The organism is Capnocytophaga canimorsus, from assembly GCF_002302565.1.
Taxonomy (GTDB): Bacteria; Bacteroidota; Bacteroidia; order Flavobacteriales; family Flavobacteriaceae; genus Capnocytophaga; species Capnocytophaga canimorsus.
In genome coordinates this window covers 115,279-138,450 of record NZ_CP022382.1, presented here as the reverse complement: position 1 = coordinate 138,450, position 23,172 = coordinate 115,279, and the positions used below count along the sequence as shown (strand labels likewise).

Sequence of the window (23,172 nt, the reverse complement as noted above, 5' to 3'; positions counted from 1 at the left end):
TTGAATTTATTAGCAATAACTAACACAATTTTTCCGTTTTTATATGATTTTGGAAAAATCTTAAATCATAAAAAAGAAAAAGCGGACTGCTAATGTATCAATCCGCTTTTACCAATGAAAAATTGTAATTCTTATTCTACGATAAACTCCCCTTTCATCATACTATAATGTCCTGGGAATGAACAAAAGAAAGGATAAACCCCTTTCTGCGGCGCATCAAAAACTACCGTAGTAGACTCACCACCACCTATCATTTTAGTGTAAGCTATAATCTCTTTAGAATTAACAGGAATATAATCAGTACTTTTAGCATTGGCGGCTTCTTGAGCTATCTTTGCTACATCAGCTCCTGAAGTGAGCAACACAAAGTTATGCCCCATCATTTCCTTGGACATTTTACCCACGTGTTTTAAGGTCAAAATTACCTTTTGCCCTTTTTTTACCCGAATTTCCTTCAAGTTATATTTCATCGCATCATTGCTCTCCAAAACGACAACCGCTTCATTCGGATTACTTGAAACTTGCTTTTCTTCCTGTTTTTGCTCAGTTTGAACCACAGTAGCCTCAGAAGCTTTTTTCTTTTTATTGTCTCCGCCACAAGAAGCTACAAAAACCCCTAACAGGGCAACCAACATCACTTTTTTTATCATATCTTTAATTTTTTAAGTTCCAAGCAAATATACAAAAATTATTCAATAAAAATAAAATGTTTTTCTTTTATTTAAGAGTTTTAACGATTTTTTCAGCTGTATGCTTACTCGCTCCCACTCCTCCTAATTTTTTCTCCAACGCTTCATAATCCGACAATATTTGCATACGAGTAGCTCCACTTAATAGTTTACTCAATTCAGTTTTTAAATTAGAAGTATTCAATTCATTTTGAATAAGTTCTTTAACCACAGGTGCATCCATAATCAGGTTAACTAATGAAATGTATTTCAGATTTATGATCCGCTTAGCTATTTGATACGATAGCCAATTGCCTTTATAACAAACCACTTGTGGGACTTTGAGCAAAGCCGTTTCGAGGGTTGCTGTTCCGCTTGTGACTAAGGCGGCTTGGGCAACGGAAAGTAAATCGTAAGTTTTTCCACTCAAAAAATGCACATTCCTATTTATAAAAGACTTATAAAAATCGTATTCCTGCGAAGGCGCTCCAGCAATGACAAATTGATAATCAAGATAATAATCCACCACCGAAAGCATCACTTGTAACATCTTAGCAATCTCTTGTTTACGACTCCCCGGAAGCAATGCGATAATAGGACGAGCATCTAAACCGTTTTCTTTCTTAAAAGTATCAGCATCAATTGGAATACGTTGCGAAATGGCATCAAGCAGCGGATGCCCAACAAAATGCACCGGAAAATGATGCTTTTGCTCATAAAAATCCTTTTCGAAGGGCAAAATGACATACATTTGGTCAATATCCCTGCGAATTTGCTTAATTCGGCTTTCTTTCCAAGCCCATATCTGTGGTGAAATGTAATAATGTGTGGCGAAACCTTGTTTTTTTGCCCAAGCAGCAATACGCAAATTAAAACCTGGATAATCAACAAACACAATAGCATCAGGCTGAAAATGAGTAATATCCTTTTTACAAAAATCCAAATTTTTTAAAATGGTAGGCAAATTCATCAGTACTTCGGCAAATCCCATAAAGGCAAGGTCACGATAATGCTTAACTAACACCCCTCCCACTTGCGCCATACGATCGCCTCCCCAGGAACGAAACTCTGCTTGTGGGTCTTCCTCTAAAATGGCTTTCATCAAATTAGCGGCGTGTAAATCTCCTGAAGCCTCCCCTGCTATAATGTAATACTTCATAACCTTTACCTATATTTTTCGGAATACAAATGTATCATTTTTCCTACTAAATACATCATTCTGATTGTAAAATAACTTTTCCGCCTATGGTTTGGGTAAAAATAAGGTACTTATCCCCTCCTTCTTTAATTTTGTATTTCTTTTTGATGGCTTCGGTAGAAAGCGGATAATTTTTACTGATGATGTTATACGATTCTCCTTTTTTAATCGTTTTCGGATTGATTACATTGATTTTCAACACTCGACCAGGAAAATCCTCTCGATGTTGCTCTGAAGTGTACAAATGCGTATTAGGATGCAACTTTTCCAATCCAAATTTGTGAGCTATCAAATTAAAAGCTCCTGATTTCAATACGGCGTTATTAGGCAGATAAAGATATGTTTTAGGCTCAGCATAACTCACATTTTCAACCAATAACTCCGAAAAATAAAACTCAAAAGAGGGCTGAGTGGTTTCCAAATTAAAACATCGGCAAAACACATCATATTCATTTTCAGGCAAATCACGATTTTGCACCACCACTATCTCTTTTACTTCATTTTTAACCGACAAAATATCAACACGTTGTACCAATTTAAGTACTGAAAGTAAGTATTTTAAATCAATTAACGGAGATAGTTTTATCATAACCTTATCCGAAATAGCCAATAAATCTTCTTGTATTTGTAATATATTAGGCGACAAGACTTCAAGCAAAAATTGTTTTCGATTATTGGTATCGCGTCGTGCTGGGTCTATATAAATTAGGCTGTATTTCTGCCGGTTTCTTGCTAAAAATACAGATAATTGTTCATTATAAAAATTGGCTTTTCTACCCAAAACCTGCCAATTATGTGCTACCAAAGCCAATAAAGACTCGTTTTGTTCCACTAAAAACACTTCTTGAAAGTTTTGAGAGAGAAAAAAAGCATCAATTCCTAATCCGCAAGTCAAATCCAAAAAGGAATCACCTTTCAAGTCCTTCGATTTAAAAATAGCCGTAACTTGCGAAGAGGCTTGTTCCAAATTCAAATGTGGCGGAAATAAAATACGCTCCTTAAGCAAAAAAGGAAATTTCTTTTGAGCAATGCTTCTCCCTTTTAGCTGCTGAACCAATTCTTTATTATCTATCTTCTCAAAAACATTTTGTTGGAACAATAATTGAGTAAAATCAGTATGCGGATAGGTCGCTATGAAATGTTGCACTTCCTCCTCTAAAAGATTATGATTAAGCATTTTATTGATTTTTTTAAACGAATTTTTTTCGAATATAAGCATCAGGAGTGGGACACGACTTAACGATTTTCTTTCGCCTACGAGCAATAAAATCATAAATTACATTAGCTATAACACGGGGTGTCAAGTAAATCAAAAAACGAAGCCACGGAAACAATTGAGCCGTTTTTAAAAAATGATATACAGCTTCAGATTTGAAATAAAACTGGCGGTCAATTTTAACCACTACCGTTTGTGCTATCACTTCCTCTAAATGATTCTCTTTAAGGATTTTTTGGCTGATACTGGAAGTATGAGGTGTAAATTTAAAACGATTTTGCTTATCAGATTTTGCTAAGAATAGCGCTATCCGATTACAAAATAAACAATCTCCGTCAAAAATTAGTAAATTACTCATAACGCAATGCTTCTACGGGGTCTAACTTTGAAGCCTTTATAGCAGGATAAAGCCCAGAAATAAGAGCTACCAAAACAGCAATTATAACCGCAATAAATATAGCACTCCAAGGTATTATAAACTTAAAATCAGCTAATTGAGAAATCAAAAAACCTAATCCAGTTCCGATTAAAATCCCTGTAAATCCGCCTAATTGAGCTATAATCATTGTTTCGGTAAAAAACTGTAGGATAATTGCTTTTCTATGTGCTCCAAGAGCCTTACGAATGCCTATTTCTTTAGTTCTTTCAGTAACCGACACCAACATAATGTTGAGCAATGCGATGGAAGAACCAAAAATAGTAATCAAACCGATGATAAATCCAGCAATGGTAATACCTCCAGTAATGGAGGCTATACGCCCCAACAAATCGTCATTGCGCCCAATAGCAAAATTATTTTCTTGTGAAGGGGGTAGCCTGCGTATGTTACGCATCAGCAGTTGAGCGTCATCAATTACCCCTTCCATTTTTTGTTTGTCATCTACCTTTACTTTAATATTAAAATTAGGATTTGCCTCTGTAAACACAGCCCGAGCCGTATTTAGCGGTATCAATACTTGATAATCTTGAGCATTTCCAAAGGTAGAACCCTGTGATTTGAGCAAACCGATAATTGTAAATTTTCTTCCTCTAAGGCTGATAACCTTACCTATCGGATTTATATCCCGCAATAATTTTTTAGTAAAATCGGCTCCTATCACACATACATTGGCATTGTTAATAATATCCAAATCGGTAAAATTCCTACCTTTCTCAATTTCTAAGCCTGAGTTAAATATGTAATTTTCATCTACTCCAAAAACACGTACTTCGGGATCGGTTTTTTGATTTTCGTACTTTGCCTCTACTCCCGAAGCTGCAAAAAAAGAAATACTGGTAGAAGCAAACGGATTTTGTCGCATTCCTTCCTTAAAGTTTAAAGCCTCGTGATACGTTATTAAAGGATTGATTTTTTGTTTTTTACCACTACCTTCTGCCCGAGTTGTTGTTCCATAACGATTCACTGAAAACGTATTGGCACCCATAGCCGAAAAATCGCTTTCGAGCGTATTGCTAAGTGCCGAAATTACACTCAAAATACTTACCAAAGCGGTGATACCAATGGCTATAATAAGCACCGTTAGTATAGTTCGTAACCATTGACTTTTTATTGAACCAAAAGCTATTTTTACATTTTCCCGAAGAATAGTTAACCGAAAAACTGACATAAATAATAAAAGCGTTACACCTTCCAAAGGTAAACATTTTTCCCAATCTAAAAAACTTCGCCCTTGCTCCAAGCCTCCAAAATCGGTTGATATTCCGCAAAGCGATGCTCACGAATGGGGCGAACATAAGGCTCAGTATTGAAATACAATAATAAACAAGGGCTAATATGCTTATAACTAGCCACATATTCATACTTTACTAGCTCTCCGTTTTTTATACGTTGTTTGATTTTATTGTGATAAGGATACATCGATACTAAAAAATTAACAATTATCAAACGTTTTTGCTTCTTGCCAAAAAGCCTCCATTTCGCTTAAGGTCATATCTTTTAGAGCTTTGCCCTGTTGTTGAGCTTTTTCTTCCAGATACTGAAATCGTTTAATGAATTTTTTATTCGTCTTTTCGAGAGCATCCTCAGGATTGATTTTTAAGAAACGAGCGTAGTTTATCAAGCTGAAAAGCACATCACCAAACTCTTTTTCGATATTTTCGGTATTTTTGAGCGCTATTTCACGATGAAGCTCATCGATTTCCTCCTTAATCTTATCAAAAACCCCTTCTTTGGAATCCCAATCAAACCCCACTCCTGCGGCTTTATCTTGTATGCGAGAGGCTTTAACTAAAGCAGGTAAACTTTTAGGTACCCCCTGCAAAACACTTTTTTTCCCTTCTTTAAGTTTAATTTTTTCCCAATTTCGCTTTACGTCTTCTTCATTTTCAACCTTTACATTACCATAAATATGAGGATGCCTTTCGATGAGTTTATCACAAACACTATGAGCAACATGAGCAATATCAAAATCGTTAGTTTCACTACCGATTTTAGCATAAAAGACAATATGAAGCAATAAATCACCCAATTCTCTTTTGATTTCTTCCAAATTATTGTCTAAAATAGCATCACCTAGTTCGTAGGTTTCCTCAATGGTCAAATGCCGAAGCGATTGGAAAGTTTGTTTTTTATCCCAAGGGCATTTCTCACGCAAATCGTCCATAATATCTAGCAGACGCTCAAAGGCTTGTAATTGATTAGCTCTAAAGGTGTTGGAATTCTGATTGATTTTATTCATCAATTCGTTTATTTAGTTATTTATATAAAAAATGCCGTAAGGTAACCCACCAACGGCATTTCAAAAATCAAAATTTCAAATAATTATGAAACTACTTAATACTATTGAAAAGGTCATTCATCTTTTCTCTTTCTTCCTCAGCAAGAGCCGCATCTACCAAAATACGTCCGCTATGTTCATCGGTAATGATTTTTTTACGAGCTGCAATTTCCATTTGTACTTGTGGCGGAATAGTAAAAAACGACCCTCCAGAAGCCCCACGCTCAACAGGAACAATTGCCAAACGATTTACCACACTTGAACGTATTCTGCGATAAGCATTTAACAAGCGATCTTCTATTTTTGAAGCATATTCAGCCGATTTTTCACGTAAAAAATCTTCCTCTTTTTGAGTCTCTGCCAAAATAGAATCCAATTCCTCTTTTTTATGTTTTAAGTGTGTTTCGCGTTGCTCTTTGCGGTCTTCCACTTGTTTGATTACTTCTTTTTTGTGCTCCATTTGGGCTTTGAACTCTTTAATACGTTTCTCAGCCAACTGGATTTCAAGCTCTTGAAACTCTATTTCTTTAGTTATCGAATTATATTCACGATTGTTTCGAACATTTTTCTGCTGTTCGTTGTATTTCTTAATGAGTGCTTTGGCTTCTTCAATAACATTTTTTTTGTTAGTTACTTCCGTTTGCAAATACTCTAATTCTTCTTTAAACTTGCTCAAACGATTGGTTAATCCTTCTACCTCATCTTCAAGGTCTTGTACCTCTAAGGGTAATTCTCCTCGTACATTTTGCAATTCATCAATTTGCGAATCAATCAATTGCAAATCATACAAAGTTCTTAATTTTTCTTCAACGGTAACTTCTGTTCTTTTTGTCATATCTTTTTAATAATACTTGATAGGATTCGTATCTATTTGCGAAATAATCACGGCAAAATTAGGAATTTTTTTTGTAAGATATTCAAATAAAAGTATTTTTATGAATTGTTCACTTTCAAAATGCCCAACATCTGCCAATAGCAGCTGATTTTCTGCCCTAAAAAAGTCGTGATATTTGAAATCGGCACTAACAAAGGCATCAGCTTGAGCCGCTTTAGCCACATCGATAGCAAAAGCACCACTTCCGCCTAATACGGCAACTTTATGAATGGTTTTCCCTGTAAAATGAGAATGTCGGATACATTGTGTGGGCAATTTCTCTTTCAAAAATTGTAAAAAATCAGTCTCTGCCATTGGTTTTTCCAACTCACCAATCATTCCTAAACCGATAAACTGATGATCATTTTCTAAAATATGAATTTCATAGGCAACTTCCTCATACGGATGTACTTCGAAAAGCGTTTTTAGAATCTGTTTTTGCAAATGTTTTGGAAAAATAACACTAATTTGTGTTTCTGGCTGATTTTGAAGCATCAAAGGTTCTCCCACAGTTGGATTGGATATTTCATTACCTTTGAAAGTACCTATGCCTTCCAAATTGAAGCTACAATTCGCATAATTACCTATGTTTCCTGCTCCAGCATCGAATAAGGCTTGTCTTAAAGTGTCAGCGGCTTGTTGAGGAACATAGGTTATGAGTTTACGTATCGGATGTTTCTGCGGAATTAAAATGCTTCTGTTTTTTATCTGTAAAGCATCGCAAATACTGGCATTAACCCCAAAATAGCTATTATCTAACGCAGTGTGCATACTATAAATAGCAATATCGTGACGTAACGCCTTGATTACCACCCGTTCGATATAATTTTTACCTGTAAGACTTTTAAGCCCATTGAAAATAATAGGATGGAAACTAACAATAAAGTTGCATTGCTTTTCAATTGCCTCATCAACAACACTTTCAAGAGTATCCAAAGTCAAAAGAATACCCGTAACGGACATTTCAGGGTTTCCCACCAATAAGCCTACATTATCAAAACTCTCAGCATACGCCAATGGGCTTAATTGTTCTATTTGCCATATAATTTCCTTTACCTTCATAAAATAATGCTTTTGCTATTTCAAAAATTCAGCCGTAAAACTTTTTTTGTCTTTTGCTACTTCCTCAGGTGTTCCAGAAGCGACAACTTCACCGCCACCTTTTCCGCCTTCATAACCTATATCGATGATGTAGTCTACTTTCTTAATAACGTCAATATTATGTTCGATGACAAGCACGGTATTTCCTTTATCGACCAATTTATCCAAAACGTCTAAAAGTACTTTCACATCTTCAAAATGTAAGCCCGTAGTAGGTTCATCGAGAATATAAAACGTATTTCCAGTATCCTTTTTTGAAAGTTCTGTGGCCAATTTCACTCGTTGAGCTTCTCCACCCGAAAGTGTAGTTGATTGTTGTCCCAAAGTGATGTATCCGAGTCCTACTTCTTCAATAGTTTTTAATTTTCGATGTATTTTAGGGATATTTTCAAAAAAAACAACACTTTCCGAGATAGTCATATCCAAAATATCGGCTATAGATTTTCCTTTGTAACGAACTTCGAGTGTTTCTCGGTTAAAACGTTTTCCTTTGCAAGTTTCGCACTCCACATAAACGTCTGGTAAAAAGTTCATTTCGATAACTTTCAGACCTGAACCTTCGCACGTTTCGCACCTACCGCCTTTCACGTTAAAGCTGAATCTACCCGGTTTGTATCCGCGTATCATAGCCTCTGGCGTCTGTGTAAAAAGAGTGCGGATTTCACTAAAAACTCCCGTATAGGTTGCAGGGTTGGAACGAGGCGTTCTTCCGATAGGCGACTGGTCTATGGCAATTACTTTATCAATGTTTTCAAGCCCTTCGATACTTTCATAAGGCATAGGTTTCCTTACCGCATTGAAAAAATGAGCATTCAAAATCGGATAAAGTGTTTCATTTATCAAAGTAGACTTTCCGCTACCCGAAACCCCCGTTACGCCAATCATTTTCCCCAGAGGAAAAGTTACCGACACATTTTTGAGGTTATTTCCTGTACAACCACGCAAAATAATTTCCTTACCGTTACCTTTTCTGCGTTCTTTGGAGGTATTTATTTGTTTTCGTCCGCTAATATAGTCAGCAGTAATGGTGCTTGAAGCCATCATTTGCTTTGGAGTACCCTGAAAAATAATTTCACCGCCATTTTTTCCCGCTTTTGGTCCTATATCAATTACATAGTCGGCTTCCAGAATCATTTCTTCGTCGTGTTCCACTACAATAACTGAGTTTCCGATGTCGCGAAGAGCTTTTAATGAGTTGATAAGTCGTTTGTTATCTCGTTGATGTAACCCAATGCTGGGTTCGTCCAAGATGTAAAGTACGCCCGTTAGTTGCGAACCGATTTGGGTAGCCAAACGAATCCGCTGAGCCTCCCCGCCTGATAACGATTTTGAACTTCGGCTAAGGGAAAGATATGTCAAACCTACATCTACCAGAAATTGCAATCGTGTGCTTATTTCTTTGATAATTTCCGATGCAATTTTCTGTTGTTTTTCCGAGATTTTTTCAGGAAGAACAGCAAACCAGTCCGAAAGCTCTAAAATATCCATTTTGGAAAGCTCGGCGATGTTTTTCTCGTTTATTTTGAAGAAAAGAGCCTCTTTGCGAATGCGAGTTCCTTCACATTCAGGACAAGGAAGCGTATCCATAAAGTCGGAAGCCCATCTTTTGATGGAAACAGAATCGGAATTGTCGTGCTGATTCTTTATGAAGTTTACAATTCCTTCAAAATCAATTTCATATTCTCTTGTTATTCCTAAAACGTCTGATTTTACGGCATATTTTTCTTTTGCTCCGTATAGAATGATATCGATGGCTTCTTGCGGAAGGTCTTCTACATTATCAGATAGTTTTGCACCGAATTTGTGAAGGATAATTTCAAGTTGCTTAAATATCCAAGTGTTTTTTTGTTCGCCTATGGCAACGATAGCCCCATTTTTTATAGACATCTTTGGATTAGGAATGATTTTGGAAAGATTTACTTCCTGCACTTCTCCTAATCCGTTGCAATGCGGACACATTCCTTTGGGCGAATTGAACGAAAATGTGTTGGGTTCGGGCATCGGATACGAAATTCCCGTACTTGGACACATCAAATTACGACTGAAAAACTGAACTTTTTCCGTTTCTTGGTCTAAAACCATCAGCACTCCGTCGCCGTATTGCATTGCTACTTTTATAGATTCCTGTAATCGGCTTTGGGTGTCTTTATTTGAATCGATAAGAAGTCTATCGACCACTATTTCAATATCGTGCGTTTTGTAGCGGTCGAGTTTCATTCCTTTTTCAATATCCCGAATTTCGCCATTGGTACGCACTTTTACAAATCCTTGTTTAGCAATTTGTTCGAAAAGTTCGCGATAATGTCCTTTACGTGATTGCACCACTGGAGCGAGAATATTTATCCTTTTTTCGTGATATTTTTCTGTGATAAGTTCCTGAATTTGAGCATCGCTATAACTTACCATTTTTTCGCCCGTTTTGTAGCTGTACGCATCGGATGCACGAGCGAAAAGAAGCCTCAAAAAGTCGTAAATTTCGGTTATTGTTCCCACAGTAGAGCGGGGCGATTTGGAAGTTGTTTTCTGTTCGATGGCGATAACTGGCGAAAGTCCGTCGATTTTATCAACATCAGGTCGTTCAAGCCCTCCTAAGAACTGCCTTGCGTATGCTGAAAAAGTTTCAATATAGCGTCGTTGTCCTTCGGCATAAATGGTGTCAAAAGCAAGTGATGATTTCCCGCTTCCTGAAAGTCCTGTAATTACCACGAGTTGCTCTCTGGGAATGTCAATGTCTATATTTTTAAGGTTGTGAGCTCTTGCCCCCTGAACTTCAATTTTGTTTTCCATATTTATAGCGTATGCTGATGCTAAAAACTAGTGCGTTTACAAACGTGGCAAAGTTAGTGTTTTTTTAGGCTCCTTTTATTATTCGAGCCGTATGATTGTAAAATTATTTTGACAATTAATTATCAAACACTTATTTCGTTTTAAACTAAAAAAGCCTTCATTATGCACATACAAAAAGGGAAATTTTCGTAAATTACGAAAATTTCCCTCCAAAAAACATTTTATGAAAAATTTACTATGTTTTATGTTGCCATCCTAAAAAGATTTTCCAAGCTACCAGTAAGGTAAAACTTCCTAAGAAAGCAAAAGTCCAATCTTTGAAACTCCAAAAACTATCTGAATATTTCAAAACTTGAAGCATATTTCCCAAAAAACCTCCTATTATGGCTCCCGATAAACCAATCATAGTCGAAACCCAAAAGCCGCCTGGCTCTTTCTTTAGCGCAATAATTCTCATCAAAAATGCCGCTATAAGACCTATAATAATCCAAGAAACAACATTCATAGCTTGAATAATTTTTAACCTCATGGCAAACATACTCTTTTATTTGTTAAAAAAACAAACAAAAAACTTAAAATTTTTCTAAAAAATAGACAAATAAACATAAAATTAAAAATATTGAGACGAAAAAAAATCAATTTTTTTCTTAAAAAAGAAAAAGATTTCTAAGCTCATCAAGAATATGAATGAATGAAAACAAATTTATTAAGATAAAAAAATCTTTTTTTACAAAAATAACATTTGAAGTACATCTAACGATTTTTTGTGCTTAAATCCTGGAAAATGCCATTGATAATACCTTAAAATATGTAAAAGAAGTTGATTTCTGTCGTTTCTGTTTATCAAAATGGAAGATAAATCAGTGTATGAGGCTTGTAATATTCTTTTAAAAAGCAATAATTCTTCTCCCGAAATGTAATTAGCAGTTGGGCAATGATCCGAAAATATGCCTTCTTCCAAATTGAAAAACAAAGCATTTTCAATATCATTTTTATCTGGATAAAAACCCAAATAAGCAGTCAATTCCAACAAAAATTTTAAATGAAAATTAGGTTCAAAGAAATTTTGGTCAAAAAAACAAATCGTATTTTCTAAAAAATAATACAAATCTGCATCTGGATGCTCCACATTACAAACATCATTACACACTTCTGATAAAAATAAAATCACTGCACTTTTACGCACATCTGTATGCAACGTCTGGTAACTATACCCTAGCTTAACTTCTTTTATGTAAAACAATCCGCCCATTGATTTCGGATTTTCTACAATTTCTAACTGGTTAAAAGACTGGAAATAAGCAGGAGATATTCCTTTTTTTCGCGGACTGAGTACGCCTTTAAGCATATAACTTCTGATACCAAAATCTTCAGTGAAACACCTCACTATCAAGCTATTATCACTATATTTAATCGATGATAAAACAATGGCTTTAGTCACTTTTAAAAGCGGTTACATTAAAGAATCTCTACCCTTTTGTACCTCTTGCATTCTTTGGTCAAGAGTGCTTTCGTATATTTTATTTACTTTCAGAATTATAGTGTTAAAATTATGTTGAATTTCTGCTATTTTTCCTTTTACTTGAGTTTCATTAAATGCTGGATTATTTTGCAGATTATCACAAAGTTCGCGAACTTGAGTATAAAGCAGATGAAATCGTGATTTTATCATTGGGTGATTTACCTTCTCGGGGTAATCATCAGCCTCAATAAGGTGTCTAATTTCATTTTCTATCTGCTTCATCCAAAATAAAATAGTTGCATAAGAACTTTCTGTTCCTAGCTCATCTTTAACAATTTTAGCTGAAGATTTTTTTATTTTTTGCAAATCCTTAGCTTTTACTTGCAAAGTAGGACGATAAAACAATATACTCTCGCTAACCTGAGCGTCCTCATCATAATACATTTTTATACCATAACTTTCCTCTTGTTGAGGAGTAAAAACCAACTGAATTTCTTTCCAATTGTCTTCTAGAGGAATTATTTTTGAATTTGGTGAGGTTTGAACTGCCGAATCGGTTTCTAAACTAAAAATATGTTCCAATTGTTTTTGATTGTTTAAACCAATCTCAACTGCAAATTTTTTATAGTCGTTAGGCTTTACAAATATGGAAAAAGTATAAGGTACTTCTTTAATCAAATAATTGTTCCAAGTCACTGAAGCCTCCCCTAACTTTAGTTTTTGCAATCGGAAAATGGTATCTTTTACCTTGCCTGTAGTGCGCCAATCTCTGTCAATTGACATATTTTGAAGTACATTTTTTTTATCAGAAACAGAAAATCGTTTATATATCAGTAAGTTTTCAGTGCTATCGGCTACTAGTTTGTCCGCATTTTTTACCTTATGAGGTGATACATTGATAATGACCTGTACCAAAGAACGAAAAGACTTCCATTGCTGAACATCATCTAAAGCTTTTTCGGTAAGATTAGGGATTTTAAACTCCTCAAATTCAACAGTTTTAGGTTTTATTTTTCGATCTTGATTTGCATTAGAAGAGGTATTATTACATCCTAACAAAAGTAAGAACGATATTATGGTAATATATACTATTTTCATTTGTCTGACAATCCGTTTTACAAACACAAATATAATAAAAAGAAAGTCAGACTTATAAATAAGCCTGACTTTCAAAACAAAATTTGTAATAACCTATAAATTATTGAGCTAACTTGTTGATATGTTTAGCCAAGCTACTCTTAAGGTTAGCTGCTTTATTCACGTGAATAATATTTTTCTTAGCTAACTTATCAATCATAGAAACTACTTTTGGAAGTAGCTCTTTGGCTTGGTTTACGTCTTCTAATGCACGTAATTTTCTAACAGCGTTACGAGCAGTTTTGTGCTGATAACGATTACGTAGGCGAGCCGCCTCATTTCTTCTAATTCTTTTTAATGCTGACTTATGGTTTGCCATTTTTTCGTTATTCTTTTTAAATTCTACAGAGGTGATATAAAATCACGTATTTCTTTCTTTGTAGCCCGTAGGGGAATCGAACCCCTGTTTCAAGAATGAAAATCTTGCGTCCTAACCCCTAGACGAACGGGCCAAACCTCTTAATCTCTAAACCTTAAATAGAACTATTAATCAAAACCTGTAGCCCGTAGGGGAATCGAACCCCTGTTTCAAGAATGAAAATCTTGCGTCCTAACCCCTAGACGAACGGGCCATCATTTCTTAATTCTTTAATGCGGTTGCAAAAGTACAATTATTTTTTAAACTCACAAATTTTTATTCAAAAAAATATTTTTTTTTCTTCAAAAAAAACATAAAACACGAATAATCAGAATTTTATTTTTTGAATTATTTTCAAAGAATTTGTAAGATTTGCTGTATAATATCCTTAGCAACTTCTGTTTTTGACTTCAAGGCAAATGTAATTTGGTTTTGAGGCGTAATAAAAGTAATCTTATTGGTGTCAGTACCAAAACCTGCTCCTTCATCATTGAGCGAATTAAGCACAATGGCATCTAAATTCTTACGTTGCAATTTTTGCTTGGCATTTTCCAATTCGTTATGTGTTTCCAAAGCAAACCCTACCAAACACTGATTTTTCTTCATTTCTCCTAAGGTAGCCAATATATCTTTTGTAGGAATTAAAGCTATATTTAAACCGCCTTCCTTCTTTTTGATTTTTTCAGAAGCTTTCGTCAAGGGAGTGTAATCGGCAACTGCTGCCGAAAGAATAGCCACATCAGTCTTATCAAATCGACTTATGGTAGCTTGGTACATTTGTTGAGCACTAATCACACGATGTACTCGAATTTTTTCATCTATATTTTTTTCTGAAGTAGGTCCAAGCACCAAATCCACCTCGCCTCCTTGTCGGCTAACTTCATTAGCTAAAGCAATTCCCATTTTCCCAGTAGAAAAATTGCCTATAAAACGAACAGGGTCTATAGCTTCATAAGTAGGTCCTGCCGTTATCAAAAATCGTTTCCCCACAAGAGGTAGCTTTTGGTTAAAAGAATCTTCTAAAAATTGAACGATGGTTTCGGGTGATGCCATACGCCCCTCGCCCACCAAGCCACTGGCAAGTTCTCCTTTTTCGGCAGGAATTACCCGATTTTTAAAAGATTGTATTTTTTTAAGATTTTCAGCCACCGTAGGATGTGCATACATATCTAAATCCATAGCTGGAGCTACAAATACAGGTGATTTGGCAGAAAAATAAGTTGCCAACAGCAAATTATTACATTGCCCATTGGCCATTTTTGCCAATGTATTCGCCGTTACTGGTGCAATGAGCATCATATCTGCCCAAAGTGCAAGTTCAACGTGATTATTCCAATTGCCGTCAGCCGAAGAAAAAGTGGTATATACCTGATTTTTAGAAAGCGTAGCCAAAGTCAAAGGGGTAACAAATTGCGTAGCACTTTGCGTTAATACCACCTTGACTTTGGCTTGTTTTTTGACTAACAAACGAACCAAATGCGCCGTTTTATAAGCCGCTATACCGCCTGTTACACCTAAAACGATATGTTTTCCTGCTAAAACGGACATTATTGAACCTTAACGTTAAGAATTCGTTTCGCGATAGTAAATCTTACCTTCTAACCACTCCTTTACCGCAATAGCTTGAGGTTTAGGGAGTTTCTCATAGTATTTAGAAACTTCTATTTGTTCTTTATTTTCAAAAATTTCCTCCAAACTATCGTTATTAGTAGCAAACTCATCTAGTTTTTCCACCAATTCTTTTTTAATTTCAGAATTGATTTGAGTAGCACGTTTGGCTATTATAGAAATAGCCTCATAGATGTTATTAGTTGAAGCATCTATAGCATTTCTGTTGTAAGTAATGGTTGATGTGGGTGCATCTATCCTTTTCAAATCACTCATAATTATGGTAAATTATATCATTTCTTTTAATGAAGTTTCTATTTTTTGAAGCATTTTTTCAGCTTCTTTTCGGTATTGCGTTTCAGGAAAAGCACGTAACAAATTGTCATAGGCTTCCTTAGCCATTTTTAAGCGAGATGCTTTTTTCTCTTCAACGCTATTTATTGCCCATTCATAAGCTGAATGTAAGCGTATATAAAGGGCTTCTTCTTTGAATACAGAGCCAGGATTGTCTGACAAAAAATTGTCCAAAGCCTTTATCGCTGCTTGATAATCACGTATGCGACTATATTGCTTAGCAATTTCGAAGTCCTTGCGTTGCAGACGAATCAGAAGTTCCAAAGTCATCTCGTTTGCCTCTATCGAATACTCACCACTTGGGTATCTGTCCAAAAAATATTGTAACTTCTCAATAGCCTTGTATGTAGCTGTTTGGTCAACACTATAAATAGGGGTTTCTAAATACAAGGTCTTTGCTTCCAAAAAAGCAGCCTCTTCTACCTTTTGGCTTTTGGGATAAAGTTTTTGCATACGTTCATACTGATACGTTGCCAACGAATATTGTTTGGTTTTGTAATACGAATCAGCAAACATATAAACTAATCTTTCTCCTTGAGGCTTACCTACATAATGAGGTAAAGCTTGTTCAAACAAGCGAATGGCTTTTCGGTATTGTTTTTTATTATATAAATCTTCAGCCATTGTATATTTTACTTTGGCATCATCGGACTTGAGCGCTTTCTGATACTCTCCACAAGAGCTCAGCAACAGCACACTAAAGAGTCCTATAACTATAATTCGCATCATTTTCATCATTTGGCAAAAGTAATTGATTCTTCTTAAATAACAAAACATAAATTTGGATTTTGCCATAAAACTAAAAAAAATAACCGTTCACTAATCCTTTTTGATTTTGAAAATGTTCACTCCATTCCTTTTAAAACAGCATTTTTCTGTTTTTGTAACATTTTTTTCTTTCATACGTCTTTAAGGGTAGAAACCAATAATCAATATCATATGAAAACCACGTTATCCTTTTTATGTTTACTTTTTGCTACTGTTCTTTACTCTCAAGAAATCACTCTTTCGGGAGAAGTGAAAAATCAACAGCAAAAACCCGCTGAGTTTCTGAATGTCATCTTAAAGAAAGACGGAAAACCCGTACACAGAACACTTACTGATGTTTCGGGCAAATTTTTGGTGAAAATCCCGAAAGGCAATTACACCCTCATTTTAGAACAATTCGGAACGGAACTTTTCAGCAAAAATGTATCACTTTCCAAAAATACTGATTTAGGAGTTATAAAAATTGATGAGTCTATTCAGATGGAAGCCGTAACTGTTGAAGGTCGTAAAAAACTTGTAGAACAAAAAGTGGACAGAATTGTTCTCAATGTAGAAAATTCTGTTCAAGCAAGTGGTGGAGATGCCCTAAAATCTACCAAGAGGCGACTTTATAAGTATTTTGTATATTTTAAAATATCTCCTACACAAAGATAAAGAACAAAGGAAAAGTTTAAAACTTTTCCTTTGTTCTTTGAAATCAACAGATTAAAAAGGTCAAATGGTTTAAATATAGTTTTTTAATTGCTCAAAAAGTTGACTTTTATCACTAGGACGTTTGGCGGACTTCTCTTTAATTTTACCATCTTTCCCAACTATGATATAGTGAGGAATTGCCTTAACAAACTCGCCCAATTCCTTTTGAAATGCTTCGTTGGCTCTGATATGAACACCTTCCAATTTCAGATTTTTAATCATCGTTTTCCATTGATTATCAGAACTATTTTTATCAATCGAGAGATAAACAGGAATCACGCCCATTGTTTCCAAAGTAGAATGATTTTCCTTAGAATATTGTAATTCTTTACGGCAAGGCACACACCAAGTCGCCCAAATATCAATGTAAAGCACTTTTCCTTGATATTTTGCAAAAAGTTCATCTAAAGAGTTAATATTTTGATAATTTTCCACAAAATTCACAGAAAAACCTTTCTCACTATTGTGATATTCAACAACTTTATTTACATAAGGAATAAGCAAATCCGTGAGTTTGCTACTCGGAAATTGTGTTTTGAATTCTTCAAAATTAGTAATCCATTCTTTTTCAAAATTTCCTTGCATCAGCCCTTCGTACATTGTATTTGCCCAAGCATACTCAACTAAATTTTGAGGTAAATTTGTTCGAAAAAAATCAATTTCACGAATGAAATAAGGCTTTTCAGATGATTCAAACTGCAAAGTTCCTGTATTTTTAATATCTTGTAACATTCTGTAACGCGAAAGAAAGGCAGTTTGTCCATCGTACGCCAATAAATCTGGATTTTGAAAGGCTTTTTCATAAATTTCTTCCCAAGAATTCAAATATACATTGGCAAATTCCTTGTTTTTTTCGGGAGTTTGTTCGTAAAAAAGTCGGAATGTAAAGAAAAAATCAGCAGATTGCAAGTCAGCTACTTTTAATTCTACCAGATTTTTCAACTTTTCATAAGCCTCTTTAGAAAGTTGCAATTCTTCACGAGCTTTATCCAGAATTTCTTTTCTTCGTTGCAATAATTTGGAATAATACTTGACTTTACTCTCCAAGTCCGTGTGCTTTTCCACATCTACTGTGCTGCGAACATCAGCAAACAATTCCAAATCATTGAACAATTGAAACATCTTTTGATTATCGGAGTCGTAAGTAACTTCTTCACCCTGAAAATCCACAACATATTGTTCTTGCTTATCTACAAACAAATAGGCTGGAACAAAGTGATTATGTAAAAAAGCCATTCCAATTGTTCCCTCAGGAATTTCAACAGAATAACTTCCGTCTTTTTTAATGTTGATTTGCTGATTATTCCCTGCAAAATATTTCCCGTCAATAGGCAAATTAACCGACAAATTATTATTGGCTTCTCCTGAAACTTTTCCCGAAAGTAAATTACCTTTTTTATCTGGCGTACCACAGCTAATTACCATAGTAAAAGCCAAAAGTATGCTTATTTTTTTCATCACATAAATTAATTATCCTTCCCAAGAAGGGTTGAATTTCATTACTTGTGCAGGAATAGGTAGCACCAACTTGCCTGAATTTGGTTCAGCCTTGTAAGTTTCTCCCTGAAATTCCTTTACAAGTGTGGTTGCAAAATCAGGCTCCAAATTCATTCGCTTCACATCAAACAGGCGTAAATGTGATTGGAAAGTTTCTCGTCTTCGTTCCTCCAAACAGAATTTTATCAAATCTTTATCTGACGAAAAATCAGCAGATTGCAAAGGTGTGTAATTTTTAAGGCGTTTTTCGCGTAACGTATTCAAATCGGCGATTGCCAAATCTTTTTTACCCAAACGAGCATAGCATTCAGCACGAGTTATGTACATTTCACCCACAGAAGGAGCCGCATTGGGTGTAACTTGGTAGGATATTCTTCCCTCACCATAGTTTGGATCAACCTCATAGAACTTGTAATAACGGGCATCGTCCGTAGTGCTTAAAACAGTTTTCAAATTATTAGATAAACTACCTCCATAACCTGCAGTTGCACCAAAATAGCGAATGGAATATTGTTCAAAGCTATAAGCTTCTTCCATTTTTGTTTCATCAAAATTTACATAATCCTGCAACGTAACATTAGAAATTCCTATTGCTTTATTAGCATATTCTAACGAATTTTGATAATCTCCCTTGTAAAGATATACTCTTGACAACAACGCATAGCCTGAACCTATATTCGGACGAATATGCGCTTTTGATTTAGCAGGAAGATATTCTAACGATTTTTCTAAATCATTGATAATAAAATCATAAACCTCTTTAACTGTTGCTCTTGGTAAATTATATTGTGTTACATCAGCCTTAGTAACTATGGGAACAGAAAAGTCTCTATCAGCTGAAGATGAATAGGCTTTAGCAAAAATGTTTGCCAAGAAAAAGTAGTCCAATGCTCTGTTGTAATAGGCTTCAGCTTGTATTTTAAATTTATCTTCTTCCTTGTAGCTCAGTGAAGGGTCTGATTGTACTACCTCATTGATGATTTTATTGTTGATATAGATATTACTATACGATTTGTTCCAAGCTGAAACAGGGTAGGTTATGTTATAAAACCGAAAATCACCCCACGAATACAACTGAAAATCTTGGTTGTCTGGACTTTTTACATCTATCGCCTGTGACGAATTGAAAGTATAAAGATTAAAATCATCAGCTGTAAGTGCCAGAACATCTTCATTAGAAGTACTATGTATCCCGTTAAGGAGCAAATCGTATTCTTCCACCGTACGAGGAATAACAGAGCCTTTTGGCTCAATATCCAAATATTTATCGCAGGAAACTACAACTCCTGCCAGTATGCTTAAAAAATATAACTTTTTCATTTCTTCAAGATTTAAAAGATTAGATTAACTCCCATAGTATAACTTTTGGGTAATAGAGGGGTTCTGATACCCAACCCTTGTGTTTCAGGGTCGATACCTTCTTTATTTTTAGTCCATAGCCATAAATTTCCTGCTCTCATATTTATTGTCAATTCTTTGACTTTAAGCCCACCTAAGAGGCTTGTTGGTAGAGTATAGCTTAAAACTACATCTCTTAATCGAATGAAATCGGCAGGTAACACATTCTTGGTTGAACCACTAATTATACTGCTATACAAGGCTGAACTAAGTTTAGGAATATCAGTAAAAGATTCATCACCAGGTTTTTGCCAAGCTCTTTCAGTATCTTTGTGCATTAGTGTAACCCCATTCTGGGTTGGAGAACCATTATAACTATCTTTGAGCATAACGTGCCCTCCTTGGTACACAAATAAAAAAGAAAGTCCTAGTCCTTTGTAAGTAAAATTGTTATTCATTGAAGCCGTATATTTAGGTATTACCGTACCTGCGGCTTTTAAATCATCATAATTGAAAAGTCTGGGAGTACTATAACTATACTCTACTTTTACTAGACTGCCATCTGCCTTACGGATTTGACCTTCTCCAGTGTCACTAACCCCAGCATACTCAAATACATACAAAGAGTTAGGTTCGTTACCTTTCATATTGTGTACTTTTCCAGAAAAATTGTGTGGTCTTCCTGTACTGGTATCAAAACTTGCTTCAGTAATCTTTGATTTATTATATCTGAAGAAGAGTTGAGTCTCCCAAAGTACATCTGGTGTACGAATATTTCGAGAAGTGAGCATTACTTCATACCCATTGTTGATTAAAGAGGCATCATTGCGATAAACAAAATTAGAACCAAAAGTGGGGTCGGAATCTACTTTTGCCAAAGCATCTGTTGTATTTTTACGATAATAATCCAATACTAATTCTAAACGATTGTTGAAAAAAGACAAATCCGCTCCAAAATTGGCAGTTTCTGACCTTTCCCATCTTAAATTGTTGATTTTGTAATTTGTGATATTTAAAGCGAGGATGTCTCCTGCTCGATACTCGAATCTCTTTTCTGCAATATCAAAAGGTCCATATTTATTGGCAATATTTCCATTAACTCCATAAGAAGCACGTAAATCAAGTTTCATATTTTTATCTTTTAGGAAAGCCTCTTCTCCCAAACGCCAACGTCCTGCCAATGACCAAAAGGGTTTGTATCGATATTTAGGATCTGTTCCAAAAAGATTGGATTGATCAATACGTATGCTTCCGGAGAGTACATATTTATCAGTATATAAGTACGAAAAGTTAGAATACGCGGCAATATATCTATTTTGAAATTCTTCAAAACCTTCATCAAAATGAATACCACTAGCAATTCTTTTGTTAGGATGATAAACATTGTTTATATCATCACGCAACGTTTTATAATCGGTAGGTAAATACAAGTTTGACTTAGGGTCATATCCTAAACGATCGATTCTGGTTAGTTGTATTTTGTCTTCCTGAGCTTCAGCTCCTGCGAATAAATGTATGTTATGTTCACCAAATGTTCTATTAAATTCAAGTTGGGTGCGGAACAAATAATCAATAGATTCTCCACGAGTTTCTCTGAAACGAGCTCCGTAAGGAATTATCAAATCTCTGGCATTTCCACTGAATGACAATGGTGTGGTATTATTGATAAGACTTTTCATATACCAAGAATCCGCAGCTGATGTATTGTTTATGTTAAAGGCCTTCTTCCTCAATTGTCCTCCTACTTTAGCAACTAATCCTTCAGTAAGTTCAATATTCAAAAGCCCTTGAACGTGTGCCGTCCAATCGTTGTCTTTAGCTGTGTATTTACCAAAGTCAAGTGCTGGGTAATACGTTTCGTCCAAAAGCCCTGCAGCAACCAATCTTTGAATTTCATAAGGGTCTTTTCCGCCAAAAAGCCCTCCAGAGTTTGTCCCTACATTTCCTCCAGGTTTAAAAACAGATAATGGATTTCCTTTTTCGTCAAAAAAGCGGTCATATGAACCAATTTTAAAAATGTCGCTTCGTTCCAAACTTTTCTGTTGATCTTCTATGAGTTTGTAAGAATTATTGTTTGATGTTAAACTAGTTTGAAAATCTAAATTCACTTTTGGACTAAATTTCAAATTAGAGATAAAATCAAATATAACTCTTTGGTTCTCATTATTTTTAACACCTTTCAAACTATGTGTGTAGTTCAATGAAGTTCGATATTTGAATGCTTCTGAACCACCTGATACTGATATGTTTTGTTGATTAGTAATTGGGCTTTGCAAATACAAACGCTCAATATCTTTCGTGTTATCATACAAGCGAAGTTGAGCTATCTGCTCATCAAAATCTTGTTCGGTAATATACCCATATTTCTTTAATCCATAAAGATAATACACACGATTTGAATTTGCTGCATAGTATGAAGCATAAGGGCTATTCGCTTCAAAAAGTTTTTGATAATTTTGTACAAAATTGTGATTTTCCTTAGCATACTGATGCTGAATATCCACCAATTTAGACGAAGAAACCCGATTCATAATATACCCCAAATCCATTTTATCTTGAAATGTAAGGTTGCTAGTGTAACGCACTTGTGTTTTTCCTTCTTTACCTTTTCGAGTTGTAATTACGATTACTCCGTTAGATGATTTTGCTCCATAAATAGAAGCTGAGGCGGCATCTTTAAGCAAGGTGATACTTTCTACCTCATACGGATTGATGTCTTCAAGTCTCCCGCCGTATTGAAATCCGTCCAAAACAATAAGCGGACGAGAATCTCCAGAGAGTGTAGAAACCCCACGAATGGAAAATTCCTTAGAACCTGTCGGGTTATTCGGATTGTTGGACAAAACCAAGGAAGCCGAAAGCCCCTCTATCCCTGAAATAACATCAGGTGTTCCTCTTCGCTCAAAGTTTTTAATGTCAATTTTAGTATAGGAAGTAGCTACTTTAGTAGGGTCAACTGTCTGATAACCTGTGACAACCACCTCGCCTATTTCCATCAAATCTTCTTCCATTACAACAGAGATAAAAGCTCCGTTTTTCAGCACCTTTTTCTCCTGCGTTTTGTAACCAATTGCCGAAAATACAAGCACATTTCCCTCTTTGGCTGACAACACAAAATTACCTTCAAAATCAGTAGAAACTCCTTTGCTAGTTCCTTTGATAACGACATTCACCCCTATAACGGGTACGCCCTGCTGGTCTTTTACCACTCCTGTAACGTCTTTTTGCCCCCAAACCACAGCGGTTAGTAAAACGAAAAATAATACAAGTCCTTTTTTCATAAATTTAAGTATTTGATTTTAAATCACACAATAACCTACATTCATTTAAACACTAAACGAAATCTTATGCAAAAATAACAAAAAAACAATACAAAATAAATAACACTGTATTATT

21 protein-coding genes and 2 tRNA genes are annotated in these 23,172 nt (G+C 35.2%); 1 reads left to right on the top strand and 22 read right to left on the bottom strand.

The genetic code is table 11. The features are described 5' to 3' along the window. Window positions 1–131 precede the first annotated feature (131 nt). The 19 genes from azu to CGC47_RS00525 form a co-directional block, all read right to left on the bottom strand. Window positions 132–650 (bottom strand): azurin, encoded by a 519-nt coding sequence (azu, locus tag CGC47_RS00615; RefSeq protein WP_042000244.1) that lies wholly within the window; start codon window positions 648–650, stop codon window positions 132–134. 67 nt (window positions 651–717) lie between these two features. Continuing rightward, on the bottom strand, window positions 718–1,827 hold the full coding sequence (gene lpxB, locus CGC47_RS00610) for a lipid-A-disaccharide synthase (RefSeq protein ID WP_042000247.1): 1,110 nt from the start codon (window positions 1,825–1,827) through the stop codon (window positions 718–720). A gap of 55 nt (window positions 1,828–1,882) precedes the next feature. Further along, complete coding sequence (locus CGC47_RS00605) at window positions 1,883–3,043, bottom strand: class I SAM-dependent methyltransferase (RefSeq protein ID WP_042000314.1); 1,161 nt, start codon at window positions 3,041–3,043, stop codon at window positions 1,883–1,885. A gap of 13 nt (window positions 3,044–3,056) precedes the next feature. After that, complete coding sequence (locus CGC47_RS00600) at window positions 3,057–3,440, bottom strand: thiol-disulfide oxidoreductase DCC family protein (RefSeq protein ID WP_042000249.1); 384 nt, start codon at window positions 3,438–3,440, stop codon at window positions 3,057–3,059. After that, window positions 3,433–4,689 carry an ABC transporter permease gene (locus CGC47_RS00595; RefSeq protein WP_042000317.1) on the bottom strand — a complete coding sequence of 419 codons (1,257 nt, stop codon included), beginning with the start codon at window positions 4,687–4,689 and terminating at the stop codon, window positions 3,433–3,435. The genes CGC47_RS00600 and CGC47_RS00595 overlap by 8 nt, the downstream gene beginning before the upstream one ends. Window positions 4,690–4,736: 47 nt before the next feature. Next, window positions 4,737–4,940, bottom strand: coding sequence for a hypothetical protein (locus tag CGC47_RS00590; protein WP_013997064.1), 204 nt, complete (start codon window positions 4,938–4,940; stop codon window positions 4,737–4,739). A 13-nt stretch (window positions 4,941–4,953) separates the two neighbouring features. Then, window positions 4,954–5,760 (bottom strand): nucleoside triphosphate pyrophosphohydrolase, encoded by an 807-nt coding sequence (gene mazG, locus CGC47_RS00585; protein WP_042000252.1) that lies wholly within the window; start codon window positions 5,758–5,760, stop codon window positions 4,954–4,956. A 91-nt stretch (window positions 5,761–5,851) separates the two neighbouring features. Then, on the bottom strand, window positions 5,852–6,634 hold the full coding sequence (locus CGC47_RS00580) for a zinc ribbon domain-containing protein (RefSeq protein ID WP_044729008.1): 783 nt from the start codon (window positions 6,632–6,634) through the stop codon (window positions 5,852–5,854). 6 nt (window positions 6,635–6,640) lie between these two features. After that, window positions 6,641–7,735, bottom strand: a complete 1,095-nt coding sequence (locus tag CGC47_RS00575) for a Nif3-like dinuclear metal center hexameric protein (RefSeq protein WP_042000255.1) — start codon at window positions 7,733–7,735, stop codon at window positions 6,641–6,643. A 15-nt stretch (window positions 7,736–7,750) separates the two neighbouring features. Then, a complete protein-coding gene (gene uvrA / locus CGC47_RS00570; RefSeq protein WP_042000258.1) occupies window positions 7,751–10,561 on the bottom strand; it encodes an excinuclease ABC subunit UvrA in 2,811 nt (936 codons plus the stop codon). 235 nt (window positions 10,562–10,796) lie between these two features. Continuing rightward, window positions 10,797–11,066: a GlsB/YeaQ/YmgE family stress response membrane protein gene (locus CGC47_RS00565; protein ID WP_041913817.1), complete on the bottom strand. Its 270-nt coding sequence runs from the start codon at window positions 11,064–11,066 to the stop codon at window positions 10,797–10,799. Window positions 11,067–11,288: 222 nt separating this feature from the next. Beyond that, window positions 11,289–12,002, bottom strand: a complete 714-nt coding sequence (recO, locus tag CGC47_RS00560) for a DNA repair protein RecO (protein ID WP_042000261.1) — start codon at window positions 12,000–12,002, stop codon at window positions 11,289–11,291. A 12-nt stretch (window positions 12,003–12,014) separates the two neighbouring features. Further along, window positions 12,015–13,121, bottom strand: a complete 1,107-nt coding sequence (locus tag CGC47_RS00555; protein ID WP_052456123.1) for a hypothetical protein — start codon at window positions 13,119–13,121, stop codon at window positions 12,015–12,017. Between the two features lie 100 nt (window positions 13,122–13,221). Further along, window positions 13,222–13,479, bottom strand: a complete 258-nt coding sequence (gene rpsT, locus CGC47_RS00550) for a 30S ribosomal protein S20 (protein ID WP_013997047.1) — start codon at window positions 13,477–13,479, stop codon at window positions 13,222–13,224. A gap of 61 nt (window positions 13,480–13,540) precedes the next feature. Further along, a tRNA-Glu gene (locus tag CGC47_RS00545) sits at window positions 13,541–13,612 on the bottom strand. 48 nt (window positions 13,613–13,660) lie between these two features. Further along, window positions 13,661–13,732: transfer RNA gene (locus CGC47_RS00540), tRNA-Glu, on the bottom strand. A 140-nt stretch (window positions 13,733–13,872) separates the two neighbouring features. Continuing rightward, window positions 13,873–15,066 (bottom strand): bifunctional phosphopantothenoylcysteine decarboxylase/phosphopantothenate--cysteine ligase CoaBC, encoded by a 1,194-nt coding sequence (coaBC, locus tag CGC47_RS00535; RefSeq protein WP_042000263.1) that lies wholly within the window; start codon window positions 15,064–15,066, stop codon window positions 13,873–13,875. A 15-nt stretch (window positions 15,067–15,081) separates the two neighbouring features. Further along, window positions 15,082–15,402 (bottom strand): DNA-directed RNA polymerase subunit omega, encoded by a 321-nt coding sequence (locus CGC47_RS00530; protein ID WP_013997049.1) that lies wholly within the window; start codon window positions 15,400–15,402, stop codon window positions 15,082–15,084. A 12-nt stretch (window positions 15,403–15,414) separates the two neighbouring features. Then, entirely contained in the window at window positions 15,415–16,215 is an 801-nt protein-coding gene (locus tag CGC47_RS00525; RefSeq protein ID WP_041913815.1) for an outer membrane protein assembly factor BamD, read from the bottom strand. 204 nt (window positions 16,216–16,419) lie between these two features. Here CGC47_RS00525 and CGC47_RS00520 point away from each other — a divergent pair, with 204 nt between their 5' ends. Then, the gene (locus CGC47_RS00520; protein ID WP_042000266.1) at window positions 16,420–16,902 is read left to right on the top strand and encodes a carboxypeptidase-like regulatory domain-containing protein; all 483 of its coding nucleotides are present in this window, start codon (window positions 16,420–16,422) and stop codon (window positions 16,900–16,902) included. A 69-nt stretch (window positions 16,903–16,971) separates the two neighbouring features. Here CGC47_RS00520 and CGC47_RS00515 read toward each other — a convergent pair whose 3' ends face one another. From CGC47_RS00515 to CGC47_RS00505, 3 genes are read right to left on the bottom strand one after another with little or no spacing between them, the layout of a single operon-like run. Further along, complete coding sequence (locus tag CGC47_RS00515; RefSeq protein ID WP_042000268.1) at window positions 16,972–18,399, bottom strand: TlpA family protein disulfide reductase; 1,428 nt, start codon at window positions 18,397–18,399, stop codon at window positions 16,972–16,974. Window positions 18,400–18,411: 12 nt separating this feature from the next. After that, window positions 18,412–19,758: a RagB/SusD family nutrient uptake outer membrane protein gene (locus CGC47_RS00510; RefSeq protein ID WP_095899848.1), complete on the bottom strand. Its 1,347-nt coding sequence runs from the start codon at window positions 19,756–19,758 to the stop codon at window positions 18,412–18,414. Between the two features lie 11 nt (window positions 19,759–19,769). Continuing rightward, window positions 19,770–23,057, bottom strand: coding sequence for a SusC/RagA family TonB-linked outer membrane protein (locus tag CGC47_RS00505; RefSeq protein ID WP_095899847.1), 3,288 nt, complete (start codon window positions 23,055–23,057; stop codon window positions 19,770–19,772). Window positions 23,058–23,172 lie beyond the last annotated feature (115 nt).

Excerpts from the sequence above, each read along its gene's own strand:
- azu (WP_042000244.1), bottom strand. The coding sequence starts at position 650 with ATGATAAAAAAAGTGATGTTGGTTGCCCTGTTAGGGGTTTTTGTAGCT.
- lpxB (WP_042000247.1), bottom strand. The coding sequence starts at position 1,827 with ATGAAGTATTACATTATAGCAGGGGAGGCTTCAGGAGATTTACACGCC.
- CGC47_RS00605 (WP_042000314.1), bottom strand. The coding sequence starts at position 3,043 with ATGCTTAATCATAATCTTTTAGAGGAGGAAGTGCAACATTTCATAGCG.
- CGC47_RS00600 (WP_042000249.1), bottom strand. The coding sequence starts at position 3,440 with ATGAGTAATTTACTAATTTTTGACGGAGATTGTTTATTTTGTAATCGG.
- CGC47_RS00595 (WP_042000317.1), bottom strand. The coding sequence starts at position 4,689 with ATGTCAGTTTTTCGGTTAACTATTCTTCGGGAAAATGTAAAAATAGCT.
- CGC47_RS00590 (WP_013997064.1), bottom strand. The coding sequence starts at position 4,940 with ATGTATCCTTATCACAATAAAATCAAACAACGTATAAAAAACGGAGAG.
- mazG (WP_042000252.1), bottom strand. The coding sequence starts at position 5,760 with ATGAATAAAATCAATCAGAATTCCAACACCTTTAGAGCTAATCAATTA.
- CGC47_RS00580 (WP_044729008.1), bottom strand. The coding sequence starts at position 6,634 with ATGACAAAAAGAACAGAAGTTACCGTTGAAGAAAAATTAAGAACTTTG.
- CGC47_RS00575 (WP_042000255.1), bottom strand. The coding sequence starts at position 7,735 with ATGAAGGTAAAGGAAATTATATGGCAAATAGAACAATTAAGCCCATTG.
- uvrA (WP_042000258.1), bottom strand. The coding sequence starts at position 10,561 with ATGGAAAACAAAATTGAAGTTCAGGGGGCAAGAGCTCACAACCTTAAA.
- CGC47_RS00565 (WP_041913817.1), bottom strand. The coding sequence starts at position 11,066 with ATGAATGTTGTTTCTTGGATTATTATAGGTCTTATAGCGGCATTTTTG.
- CGC47_RS00555 (WP_052456123.1), bottom strand. The coding sequence starts at position 13,121 with ATGAAAATAGTATATATTACCATAATATCGTTCTTACTTTTGTTAGGA.
- rpsT (WP_013997047.1), bottom strand. The coding sequence starts at position 13,479 with ATGGCAAACCATAAGTCAGCATTAAAAAGAATTAGAAGAAATGAGGCG.
- coaBC (WP_042000263.1), bottom strand. The coding sequence starts at position 15,066 with ATGTCCGTTTTAGCAGGAAAACATATCGTTTTAGGTGTAACAGGCGGT.
- CGC47_RS00530 (WP_013997049.1), bottom strand. The coding sequence starts at position 15,402 with ATGAGTGATTTGAAAAGGATAGATGCACCCACATCAACCATTACTTAC.
- CGC47_RS00525 (WP_041913815.1), bottom strand. The coding sequence starts at position 16,215 with ATGAAAATGATGCGAATTATAGTTATAGGACTCTTTAGTGTGCTGTTG.
- CGC47_RS00520 (WP_042000266.1), top strand. The coding sequence starts at position 16,420 with ATGAAAACCACGTTATCCTTTTTATGTTTACTTTTTGCTACTGTTCTT.
- CGC47_RS00515 (WP_042000268.1), bottom strand. The coding sequence starts at position 18,399 with ATGAAAAAAATAAGCATACTTTTGGCTTTTACTATGGTAATTAGCTGT.
- CGC47_RS00510 (WP_095899848.1), bottom strand. The coding sequence starts at position 19,758 with ATGAAAAAGTTATATTTTTTAAGCATACTGGCAGGAGTTGTAGTTTCC.
- CGC47_RS00505 (WP_095899847.1), bottom strand. The coding sequence starts at position 23,057 with ATGAAAAAAGGACTTGTATTATTTTTCGTTTTACTAACCGCTGTGGTT.